Below are 10554 nucleotides of genomic sequence, written 5' to 3' on the forward strand. Positions count from 1 at the left end.
ATCGACTCGGCACTGCTCCCTCGGCGTTCAATCCCCCCGACTACATTCCTCGCGAGGAAACATTCCACGATCCGAGGAGACCTGTATGACTTATCTTGAGGCGGCCAATTTCGCCGATAAGGCCGTGGACAGTGCCAGGAACGCAAAGGCCCAGGCCGACGATCCCACGATGCACTTGGCTGACGCTGTTCAGTACCTCGCCCAAGCGGTCGGCGAGCTTGCCCGCCAGGCGCACCGCGCGAACTAGGCCAGGACAGTGGAACGCCCCCACCAGCGATCGACCGGTGGGGGCATTCTCGTGTTCAGCGCGGACGCCGGGGGCCGGCTTCCTCCGACCTCAGCGCCCGGCAAGAGTGACGGTACGGCCGAGGACTGACACCGAACGCGCGCGTCGGTAGAGGATTCGCCTAAAGCTTGCGCCAGGTCTCGGCAATCTCGATCGCACCGCCGGACGCTTCGAGGATCTTCTCCCATGTGTCGACTCTGCTCACGCCTCCCCACTCGCTGTCTTCGTCGTAGTCCTCAGCTGAGGTCGTCCACCAGGACCACGCCTCCTCGTCGTCGACTCGGTAGGCGGCGTATGTGTAGTAGCCGATATTGAAACGAATGACAGAGCCGGGCGGCGGCTCCGTTGGAATCGCTGCGGTCGCCGGATTCTTCTTCGTGTAGTCGATAGCCACTCGTGGGTTTCTACCAGTACTTCGTCGCCGACGCGCTTGGCCTCACGCCGGTGACGATCCTGCAGCGCGCAGGACACACTCACCGGCATCGAATAGGCCGGCCGGAGCTAGCCGGTAGCGGCGCGCTCGTCCTGCTCGGCGTCGGGTGCTGGCTCCGGCTCCGGCTCGATGCCGCCGGCGGCGATCCATTCGCGGCGTAGGCGCCACGTGCGGCGCATTCCGTCTTCCATGAACAGAGTCGATGCGGCGAAGAGCGGCACAAAAGCCATGATCACGTAGTCGGGGTACTCGAGGATTGCACGTGTCTCGCGGGAGGTGAGCGCGGCGATAGCGCCGAATAGGCTGGAGACGAGCACGAACCAATGCGCCAAGTGAAGCGCCGCAGTCTTGCGTGTCGTCGGATACTTGCGACTCGCAGCTAACCTCAGCCCGATCGCGCGACTATCCGCCTCGAGGGCGAGCGCCGCCTCGGATCCCCCCTCGAGCAACGCCAGAGCTTTCGCGTTTCGCTCGGCTCGCCACAGCCCGCGCCGCTCCCATGTCCAGTACTGCCACGCCGCGGGCACGCCGACCACGAACACTGCCGTCGACACGGCGACCGACCCCACTGCAATCCAGTCCACCCGCGAATCGTACTGATACGCGGGGATCCAACAACGAGAGTATCGGCGCGGGACGGCCACGAGAATGCCCCGCCGGTCACCAGCCGGCGGGGCATTCTCGTGCATTCGTCGCGTCCTCAACGGGCCGAGGAGCCCCACGGGAACGCGCCGAAGTCTCTACCGACCGCCGCGCCGGCGGTTGTACAGGCGGATCCGGAGGATGGGCACGCGCGACTTTTTGCTAATCACGACGTCAGCGTTCAGAGTCGTATCGGCTCCATTGCGCCCGGGCTCGTATGTCGCTTCGATCTTGGGTTTGGGCATGGTCAATCCTCTCGGTTATGCCGCGGCCGTCGTGATCTTGACGACGCCGGCCGGCTGGAACACGTCGACCTGAAACCGACCCTCGACGCGAGCGCGGATCTGGTTCTTGCTGAAGTCATCCGAGACATTCTCGGACCACTGCACCTGGACGCCCGACGCATCGGTCGAGATGCCGACCGAGCTCACGTCGAGCAGCGCGGCCGTCGTGGCCGGCAGCTTGAGCGAGAGCACCACAGGCACACCCCAGAGCTTGCGTGCGGCGCGGTCGACGGGCCCGCCGAGCTCGAGGTTGCCGGCCGTGTCGGTGCGGGCGAGCTCGAGGGCCTCCCACGCTGCAGGCGACAGGACGAACACGCCGGCCTCGTGGCCTGCCGTTTCGAGCTTGGTGATCGCGGTGCGGGTCGTGGTAAGCAGATCGGTCGCGAACGCCTGGGACTGAATCCCGCTCGTGGTCGTGATGCCGTCGAGGTTGACGCCCGTGCTGTCGCCGGTGAGCGACTGACTCTCGAGCGCCACGCTCAATCCGTAGACCAGCTCGTCCGCGACAAACTGCTCGAGTGCGCGAGCGTCCTCAATCCAATACTTCGGGATCGGCTCGGACAGGTGAGCGACAACGCGCAGCTCGGCGTCGACCTGAATGAGACCCAGCACGGACGTCGGCTTGGTGCCACCGTCGGCCACGGGCGCGGCGTTGTTGGTGCGGGTCGACTGGCGCAGGTAGGTGTACTTGGGCGCCCGAATCTGCACGGGCAGCACGTCGAGGAGGCTCTGCGCCGGCTTACCGAGCGCGATCGGCGACTCGGCGAGCATCGGCACGTCGGTAACGGTCGTGCCGGTGGGCGCGAGCGCCTTCTGTCCGACGCCGTTCTCGTGCATCATCCGATCGGCGATCTTGACGCTCAGCGCCTTCGCGGACTTGCCGCCGAGCGCGAGATGCCGGCCTGCGAGCTCGGGAGAGTCGCCCACTCCGCCGATCTCGCTGACGAGACCCTTCACGCCGTCGAGCACGGCCCCGGCCGCCTTCGCTGCCTTGAGCTGCGCGAGTAGGTCGGTTCCCTTACTCATCGCGGCGTCGTACTCGGTGCGCTCGGCCTCGGTGAGCGGCCGGCCCTCACGCTTGGCCTTCGCGGCGATCTCCTGCGCCGGCTTGACCGCGGCCTCTGCAGCGTCGGCCAATCCCTTGATCTTGGTTCCGTACACGGTGTGTACCTCTCGGTAGTCGCGGCGCAGTGGCGCATGCGAGAAGCTGAATTGTGAACGGCTGCAATGGGAACGGACGGATTGGTTACCGCTGGCTCGACCTGACTGCCGCGAGTGTGCAGAACGGGCGGGTTGGCCTTGACCGCTGGCCTCTTGCGAGACGGACGGATTGACGACCGTGTACCGATGGCGCTGCACCTTCGCTGGACAGTCTACGGCGAATCGTGCCAAATTCTCGAGTCCCAGTGATCCGCTGTGTCGATGGGAACCTCGGCATGCTCGTCGTAATCGCCGAATCCTCGGCCGGTATGGGTCGGTACGCGAACCATTTTCGGCGATGCGCCCACCTCTTCGCCCTCGGTCGAGGGCTCAGGCTCACGCATCGGCCGGCCTTTCGCCGGCGAGCTGTGCGTCGAGAATGGCGCGCTGCAGCGTCGAGCGTGTGTTCTCCTCGCCGGCGGTGGCGACGAGCAGCTCGGCGAGACCGCCGGCGAGAGCGCCGATGAGCAGATGCACCGCGCTCTCGGTATTGGCCTCGGCGAGAGCGCGGTTGCACTGCGATCGGTCGTCGTCGAGCAGGCCGAGAGTCACGCGAGCGGCTCGCGCCTTGTCGATCGGTCGAATATCCATCTTGAGATCTCCTCTGTACGAATGGCAGTAGCCGTCAGCTGGTATGGGCCGGCTGCCGACGGAATGCGCGGACGGATTTCCGAGCCCCCCCATTGAGCTACCCCCTGCGCGCCCATCCTGAGCGCGAAAAACATGACTTCCCCGAGGTCCCGTGGGCCGGCCCCAGCGGTGGCGACCCCCCTACCCCCTGAGCTGCCCGCTGCGGTCCGTTGGTCGCACTCGGGTAGGTCGGGGGCTAGGCATCGCGCATCCAGCTCTCGTCAGCGGCGAGTGCAGCCTCGGCAGCGGCTGCCCGGTCTCTCCGGCAGTCGGCGCACAACCTGTCATCGGCGGTCGTGCCCTTGTTGCAGTGGTCGAGCCTGCACTGCAGGACACGGCCCGCGCCGCTACTCATCGCGATCGGCGTGCGTGCTGCGCGCGATGCAGTCCGGGCATAGCCGGCCTTTGCGGATGAGGGCGGCGCATCGCTGGCCGCCGCATCGGTGCGGCGCGCCCTTCTTGCGCGATGCCTGGACGATGGCGACGTGAGTCATGCTGTGGCCTTTCGGTTGGCTGTTGCACTGGTGTGCGCTTCGCCGGCCCAGACGCCCGCCACGTGGCCGGCGTGCTCGGTGTAGACCTCGCGACACGGGCCGAATACGGGGCAGCGAGCGCAGATCTCAGCGGCAGCACGGTGCCGCGCGGCACGGGACGGCTCCCACTCGTGGTCGTGATGGTCGTCGAACAGTGCGTGATGCCCGACGCACGCGACACCGAGTAGCCGGCCGTCGACGAGCTCGCCGACGAGCGGGAACGCCCGAGGCAGGACGGCCCGCTCGCCGGCCTTCGCGATTCGCGTCCTCACCCCGTCCCGCGCCTGGCGTGCCCGTTGCGCCAGCCGTGCCCGAGTCGTGCCCGAACGGTGGCCCGCGATTCGCATTGCCGCGAGAACCTCGGCGATAGTGGCGCTCACTGAGATCCCGAGCCGGTCGAGATCCCCGACTGTCTCGGCGATCCGCTCGGCCGTCGGTGGCTTCGCTTGGGTCATCGCTTGTATGCCTCGATCGTGTCGACGATCGTGTCGGCTAGCGTCAGCGCATCCGCCGGCGTGAGCGCCAGGTGTCCCACGCGCACGAGCCCGCCGCGTATGTCCACGGTCGGGACTGCGGTTTGATGCTGGCTGCAGAGCGACGAGAGAGCCCGAGTCATCACCTCGCACGTCGGCTCCAGACAACGGCGGTACCTGCGACCGGCGCTCGTCGATTGGCCCCGTGGTCGTTCACGTTGGCCGTGCGAGCCAGGTGCGGGCGGCACTGCAGGCACGGCACGGGATGGCCGTCGAGATCCTCGCCGAGCCAGCCGCGGCGGCAGTCGGGATTGTGCGGCGGTCGGGCCCGTCCGGGCTCGTCGATCGGCTCGCCAGTGCGGTCGTAGGTCATGCGATGCGCTCCCTTTCGGCGTGCTGGTGACATGCGAGGCCGGGCGAGCGGACGGCCGAGCGGCACGGCCTGCCGTCGGCACGAGGCCGGCCGCAGGTCATGTGCAGCGCCTCGCGCATCGGTTGAGGTATCCGCGTGTGCTGTTCGTGCGGCGCGCAGTCCTTGCAAGCGCAGCCGTGCGGGCCCTCGTTGGTCGCGGCGACGAGCCACGGTGCCGTGCTGCCGTCCTCATTGACACAGATCGCGGCGTGATAGCCGGCCAGGCCGAAGTCGTCTAGTGGCGTCGATCGGCTCCAATCTGGGATCGATTGAGAGTCGAATTTCATGGTGGGTTCTCCTTGCCCGCGCATGCGGTCGTGAGTTGCGCTCTCAAGCCGGGAACGATGTCTCTTGGTCTGGTAAGTGGTTGGTATTACATGGTGGGGCGGCATGGGTGACGGCCAGAGTTGCCCAAAATGACGGCCAGACTTTCTGAGATGACGGCCAGACTTTCTCGGCGAGGCCCACTTTTGGCCGAGTCTGGCCGTCACTGGCGAGGGGCAGACTCGACTCCAATGCGAATCTCTAACCGTCATGAGTGACGGCCAGACTTGGGCCCTCATCGGGCGGCAGTAGGTCGAACTCGAGGAGTGTTGACGGCACGGTGAGCCGATGCTCGTCGGCCTGGTGCGCGTACTTGTTGCCTTGTTTCGTACGTTGAAGGAATCCCCGCGATCTGAGCCGTTTGAGCCCCCGCTCGACCGTTGAGGTCGATACGCACATGACACGTGCGAGGCGCTCATTGCCCGGCCAGATGCGCGAGCCGTCGGAATCGGCGTATGTCGCCAGCGTGAGCGCCAGGTGCTTAGTTGAGGCCGGCATCTTGACGCGCCGAATGATGCGCTCCCACTCGAAGCGCCCGACGGGCGAAAGCTCGGCGGTTGCGGCGTTGTGCCGCAGACTCTCGGGCGTCTCGTCGTCGAATTCGGTTGCCGGCAGTGCGGTCATGGTCGGCGATCACCTGCGTTCTCGTCAAAGCGGGCGTAGCCGGCGACGAGCAGCACGACGTTCTCGGCGAGCAGCACGGCCCCGAGGACGAGCGCCGCGGTGCTCACAGGCCCTCCCGGATCTCGGCCTCGGCGTCGACACGAGCCGAGTCGCGGTGCAGCTCGGCCGGCGCCGGAACCTCGAGCGCGGCGAGGATCCTGCGCGCCAGCAGCTCGGCCTCGGGTCGGTCGAGGAGTACGTTCACGTCCTCGCTGAAGTCGACCGAGATAAATGCGCTTTGCGTTCGCACGCGCTGCACGGCGTCGAATGTGTGGACTGAGAGCAGCATCAGACGGCCTCCGTCTCGATCGATTCGAGATACTCCGTCGAACATCTCGGCGATGGTGTGCCGGGTCTGCTCGGCGGCAAAGACGAGGGTGGTCGCGTTCGCGGTTGGTAAGGTCACGGTCGAGCGGTCCTTTCCTGGAGGTTTGGTCGGTTCGTGCCCGTGGCGCCCTGGTCGGCGTCGCGGGCGTTTTCGTTGGCAGGCATCAGGCGGCACCGCTTCGGTCATCGGTACGCGTGCGAGTCCGCGAATCAATCCACGCCTCCACGTCTTCCCAGCGGTAGCGGATCTGGCGCCCCGTGACCTTGACGAACTTCGGCCCGTTGCCCTGCCAGCGAAGCTGTGCGGACTGCCCTTTGGTGAGCCCGGTGAACTCGCAAAACTCGGTATCTGTTGCGAGCGGTCGTCGATCTGACATATGAGACCCTTCATTTCGATTCCATATCAAATCACTTTGATTGGTACGCGGATCACTATCCATTGAGATTCGCAGTATGTCAATGTGATTGGCATCGGAATCACTTTGATGTGCCAGACTGGGCGGCATGGCAGAGAAAAAGAACCCACTTGGTCCGACTGGAGTGACCGCCGCGCAGAACGTCGAGCGACTACGGACTGCCCAGAACCTCAGCTACGCCGAACTCAGCCGGAAACTCGACGACCTCGGCCGGCCGATCGCCACCCTCGGCCTGTCTCGAATCGAGAGCCAAGCGCGCCGCATTGATGCGGACGATCTCGTGGCGCTCGCTCTCGCGCTTGGCGTGTCGCCATTGGCGTTGCTCCTGCCGCATGACTACGAGCAGACGGCACAGCTCACCGAGAACGGAACCCGTTACCCTGCAGCACAACTGTGGGAATGGGGATCGGGACGGCGCCCTCTGTCGGGCGACATCGTAACCTTCATGCGCGACTCGAATCCGGCGCGATTTCGGCAGCTCACCGAACAGGCCGCGGATGCCGCGCCAGACAGTGATCCCGAGGCCGCAGCAGTGATCCTGGCGGACTTTGCTGAACGTCGGGCGTACGCGGACACGGTCGACAATGGCAACGATTAGCAGCTACGAGACCGCGGCCGGCAAGCGCTACCGAGTCCGCTACCGGACCCCCGACCGCAAGCAGACCGATAAGCGCGGATTTCGAACCAAGCGCGAGGCCGAGGCGTTCGCGGCGACGACGGAAGTCTCCAAGCTGCGCGGCGAGTACATCTCGCCGACCGATGCCCGTACGACGATCGACGAGCTCGGGCCCGATTGGCTCGGCCGGCAGACTCACCTCAAGCCGAGCGCCTATCGACCCGTCGAGGTCGCCTGGCGGCTGCGCGTACAGCCCCGTTGGGGCGACGCCCGACTCGCGGAGATCAAGACGAGCGCCGTCCAACAATGGGTATCGGATCTCGGGCGTGGCGTCGACGGCGAAAAGCAGGTAGGCGCGACCGTGGTCATCCGGACCTATCAAGTGCTCGGGTCAATCCTCGACGATGCCGTGCGTGATCGGCTCATCGCGGCGAATCCGGCACGCGGCGTGAAGCTGCCACGCAAGCCGAAGAAACGGCACGTCTACCTCGATCACGAGCAAGTGGCGCTCTTGTCGCGTGCGGCCGGCGAGCACGACGCCCTGGTGCTCATGCTGGCCTATACCGGCGTCCGCTGGGGCGAGGCGACCGGCATGCGTGTGCGAGACCTCAACCTGTTGCGCCGACGCGCGACGGTCGACGAGAACGCCGTCGAGATCGGCAATCAGATCGTCGTCGGCACGACCAAGGGTCACAAGCGGCGCACGGTGCCCCTCCCAGATTTCCTGATTCCGTTTCTTGCGCGCCAGTGCGAGGGACGTACCCGCGACGCGCTCGTGTTCCCCGACGAGGCCGGCGGCTACCTCGGCCGGCCGCATACCGAGTCGGGTTGGTTCGACAAGGCCGTTACGGCGGCGGGTATCGCTCGGGTCACTCCGCATGATCTTCGACACTCTGCGGCGAGCATGGCCGTTTCGGCCGGCGCGAACGTGAAAGCGGTACAGAAAATGCTCGGGCACGCCTCGGCGGCGATGACGCTCGACGTGTACGCCGACCTTTTCGACGACGACCTCGAGGCAGTGGCGACGGCGCTCAGCGCGGCTCGTTCTCGGGCAAGTGTGGGCAAAGTGTGGGCAGACGGCGCAGGCGCCTAGAAACCAAAAGGCCCCGACCTGCAGTTATGTGCAGATCGGGGCCTATTCACCAGGTGGGCGCGGAGGGTTTCGAACCCCCGACCGCTGGTGTGTAAAACCAGAGCTCTACCACTGAGCTACACGCCCGAACATCCGGCGAGAACCTCGCCGGATGCGCATCAGGACTCTAGCGTGGCGAGCGCTTTCTCCCAAGCTCCCTGGTCACGGGCCTCTCCGGGCCCATTCATCTCGGCGAACCGGATGACGCCTTCTTTGTCGATGACGAAGGTGCCGCGGTTCGCGAAGCCCAGCTTCTCGTTGAAGACGCCGTACTGCTGCGCGACCGAACCGTGCGGCCAGAAGTCGGCGAGCAGCGGGAAGGTGTATCCCTGCTCGGCGGACCAGATCTTGTGTGTCGGCGACGCACCGACGGAGAGCGCGAGAATCGCAGTCTCGTCGTTCTCGAACTTCGGCAGTTCGTCGCGAACCTTGCAGAGTTCACCCTGACACGTTCCGGTGAACGCGAGGGGGTAGAACACGAGCAGGACGTTCTTCTTTCCGCGGTAATCGGAAAGCGTCACTTCCTGATTGTTCTGGTCCTTGAGGGTGAAATCGGGGGCGGTGGTGCCCACCTCGAGCGGCATGACGTAATCCTTCGGTGAGTGAACGAAAAGGTGAGACTGCTCAGCGCTTGTTCGCGGGACGCGACTTCGGCTGAACCAGACGGCTTCCCGACCAGTCCCCGAGATTTGCCGCCGACGTCTGGGTGAGACCGGCTGTGGGTGCGGACTCGGCGATCTCGCTGGGCTCCACGTGACCGGGCTGACCGGTCTTGGGGGTGAGGACCCACACGAATCCCTCGTCGGCCAGGGGGCCGATGGCATCCATGAGGGCGTCGACGAGGTCTCCGTCTTCGTCGCGCCACCACAGCAGCACGACGTCGATCACCTCGTCGGAATCCTCGTCCAGCAGTTCTCCACCGATGGTGTCCTCGACCGCGGCACGCAGGTCGTCGTCGGTGTCCTCGTCCCAGCCCAGTTCCTGTACCGCCATGTCGGCAGTGATCCCGAGTTTCTGAGCGTAGTTTTGGGCGTCCGCCGCGGCGACCACGGTGGGGTCCTCCTTTTGTTGACGGTGCTCGGATACCCGAACACCGTGCCGGATGAAGATCAATTAGGTGAAAGCGAACATGCTCGAACGCTTTCGCGCAAGCCGACCACGCGAATTTTTCTCAGAAAGTAGTGATGCGTGGTCATCGACAGAGCCTACGGTGCGGGAGTCACGATGTGGGGCAGGCGGCCCGAATCGAGTCGCTGAGCTCGTCTCCACGGCTGGCGAGCGTGTTCAGAATGTCTCCGCGTTGCCCACCGTCGACGGCAGCCGCGAGTTCCCGATAGTTGTTCGAGTAATCGGTGAGCAGTCCGGTCAGCTCGGCCGGAAGCGTGGGTGTGGCAGCATTCGCCCCGTCGGCCGCCGCCCGAAGTGCCGCCGCCGCGGCGCTCGCCTTCGCACCGGTGTCCGCGGCGTCGGCGTTGGCGGCGTCGATGAAGGCGTTGTAGGTGTCGATGGTGTCGCCGGCACGGTTCACGAACATCGTGCACTGCTCCACGAGCGCCTCCCGCTCGGTCGCGGCCTTCTGTGAGGACGACGCGGCCACCGATGAGGACGTCGCCTCCGCGGCGTACTCGGCAGCCTGAGAATCGTTCTGCTGCGCGGTCCCCTCGATCGTGCCGCCGCATCCGGCGATGACGCTCACACCGACGATGGCCGCGACGGCAGCACTCGCCGGCCCCCAGCGGCGCGACGACGTGCGCATTCGTCTCCCCCATGTTTTCGACGACATCGATAAGTTCAACATTCGGCCCCGGATCTGCGCAAACGCTACCGGAGAGTAACCCGAACACAGTGTGCCGACTGAGCCGCGATGGTGAAAGATAAGGGTTGCGCCATATTCATAAAGGAGATGGGTCGGGCCTAACAAGGCCGCGATCGCATGGAGAGGACGCCACACCGCGCGTCCCACCACAATGAGGAGCAACGTTGTCAGACCTGATCCAGGGACCCGCGTCTCAACCGGATTCCGCCGTACCCGGCGCCGGAGCGGCCCAACCTTCCAACCCCAGTGCGACCCCGGGTTCCGACGGCCGCGTTCGCGTCATCCGTGAGGGTGTTGCGTCTTATCTGCCGGATATCGACCCGGACGAGACCACGGAGTGGTTGGAATCGTTCGATGGACTGTTGGA

Annotated in this window: 16 protein-coding genes and 1 tRNA gene; 4 read left to right on the top strand and 13 right to left on the bottom strand. The window is 65.6% G+C overall.

Annotated features, from left to right (window positions below; all coding sequences use genetic code 11):
• Positions 1–85: 85 nt before the first annotated feature.
• A complete protein-coding gene (locus ACFVJ3_RS37310) occupies positions 86–247 on the top strand; it encodes a hypothetical protein (RefSeq protein WP_378456834.1) in 162 nt (53 codons plus the stop codon).
• Positions 248–407: 160 nt separating this feature from the next.
• On the opposite strand, the gene ACFVJ3_RS37315 is transcribed toward ACFVJ3_RS37310, so the two are convergent.
• From ACFVJ3_RS37315 to ACFVJ3_RS37355, 9 genes are all read right to left on the bottom strand, one after another.
• A complete protein-coding gene (locus ACFVJ3_RS37315) occupies positions 408–680 on the bottom strand; it encodes a hypothetical protein (protein WP_378456835.1) in 273 nt (90 codons plus the stop codon).
• A gap of 107 nt (positions 681–787) precedes the next feature.
• A complete protein-coding gene (locus ACFVJ3_RS37320; RefSeq protein WP_378456836.1) occupies positions 788–1303 on the bottom strand; it encodes a hypothetical protein in 516 nt (171 codons plus the stop codon).
• Positions 1304–1621: 318 nt separating this feature from the next.
• Positions 1622–2806 (bottom strand): phage major capsid protein, encoded by a 1185-nt coding sequence (locus ACFVJ3_RS37325; RefSeq protein WP_378456837.1) that lies wholly within the window; start codon positions 2804–2806, stop codon positions 1622–1624.
• Positions 2807–3181: 375 nt separating this feature from the next.
• Positions 3182–3436: a hypothetical protein gene (locus tag ACFVJ3_RS37330; RefSeq protein ID WP_378456838.1), complete on the bottom strand. Its 255-nt coding sequence runs from the start codon at positions 3434–3436 to the stop codon at positions 3182–3184.
• Positions 3437–3965: 529 nt separating this feature from the next.
• A complete protein-coding gene (locus ACFVJ3_RS37335) occupies positions 3966–4463 on the bottom strand; it encodes a WhiB family transcriptional regulator (RefSeq protein WP_378456839.1) in 498 nt (165 codons plus the stop codon).
• 387 nt (positions 4464–4850) lie between these two features.
• Positions 4851–5180 (bottom strand): hypothetical protein, encoded by a 330-nt coding sequence (locus tag ACFVJ3_RS37340; RefSeq protein WP_378456840.1) that lies wholly within the window; start codon positions 5178–5180, stop codon positions 4851–4853.
• 238 nt (positions 5181–5418) lie between these two features.
• A complete protein-coding gene (locus tag ACFVJ3_RS37345; RefSeq protein WP_378456841.1) occupies positions 5419–5841 on the bottom strand; it encodes a helix-turn-helix domain-containing protein in 423 nt (140 codons plus the stop codon).
• 103 nt (positions 5842–5944) lie between these two features.
• The gene (locus ACFVJ3_RS37350) at positions 5945–6286 is read right to left on the bottom strand and encodes a hypothetical protein (RefSeq protein WP_378456842.1); all 342 of its coding nucleotides are present in this window, start codon (positions 6284–6286) and stop codon (positions 5945–5947) included.
• A gap of 85 nt (positions 6287–6371) precedes the next feature.
• The gene (locus ACFVJ3_RS37355; protein ID WP_378456843.1) at positions 6372–6584 is read right to left on the bottom strand and encodes a helix-turn-helix transcriptional regulator; all 213 of its coding nucleotides are present in this window, start codon (positions 6582–6584) and stop codon (positions 6372–6374) included.
• A gap of 127 nt (positions 6585–6711) precedes the next feature.
• On the opposite strand from ACFVJ3_RS37355, the gene ACFVJ3_RS37360 reads away from it, so the two are divergent.
• Together ACFVJ3_RS37360 and ACFVJ3_RS37365 are read left to right on the top strand one after the other, a co-directional pair.
• The gene (locus ACFVJ3_RS37360) at positions 6712–7221 is read left to right on the top strand and encodes a helix-turn-helix domain-containing protein (protein WP_378456844.1); all 510 of its coding nucleotides are present in this window, start codon (positions 6712–6714) and stop codon (positions 7219–7221) included.
• Entirely contained in the window at positions 7208–8332 is a 1125-nt protein-coding gene (locus tag ACFVJ3_RS37365; protein WP_378456850.1) for a tyrosine-type recombinase/integrase, read from the top strand. The genes ACFVJ3_RS37360 and ACFVJ3_RS37365 overlap by 14 nt, the downstream gene beginning before the upstream one ends.
• A 54-nt stretch (positions 8333–8386) precedes the next feature.
• Here ACFVJ3_RS37365 and ACFVJ3_RS37370 read toward each other — a convergent pair.
• The 4 genes from ACFVJ3_RS37370 to ACFVJ3_RS37385 all read right to left on the bottom strand — a co-directional run bounded on the left by ACFVJ3_RS37370 (position 8387) and on the right by ACFVJ3_RS37385 (position 10127).
• Positions 8387–8458 (bottom strand) — tRNA-Val (locus ACFVJ3_RS37370).
• A 32-nt stretch (positions 8459–8490) separates the two neighbouring features.
• Positions 8491–8955, bottom strand: coding sequence for a peroxiredoxin (locus tag ACFVJ3_RS37375; RefSeq protein ID WP_378456845.1), 465 nt, complete (start codon positions 8953–8955; stop codon positions 8491–8493).
• A gap of 40 nt (positions 8956–8995) precedes the next feature.
• Positions 8996–9421 (bottom strand): DUF3052 domain-containing protein, encoded by a 426-nt coding sequence (locus tag ACFVJ3_RS37380; protein WP_005247829.1) that lies wholly within the window; start codon positions 9419–9421, stop codon positions 8996–8998.
• A gap of 169 nt (positions 9422–9590) precedes the next feature.
• Entirely contained in the window at positions 9591–10127 is a 537-nt protein-coding gene (locus tag ACFVJ3_RS37385; RefSeq protein WP_378456846.1) for a hypothetical protein, read from the bottom strand.
• A 224-nt stretch (positions 10128–10351) separates the two neighbouring features.
• Here ACFVJ3_RS37385 and ACFVJ3_RS37390 point away from each other — a divergent pair.
• A partial coding sequence (locus tag ACFVJ3_RS37390) for a hypothetical protein (RefSeq protein WP_378456847.1) occupies positions 10352–10554 on the top strand: 203 nt, incomplete at its 3' end.

It is taken from the genome of Rhodococcus sp. NPDC127593 (genome assembly GCF_042671975.1).
GTDB lineage: Bacteria > Actinomycetota > Actinomycetes > Mycobacteriales > Mycobacteriaceae > Rhodococcus_F.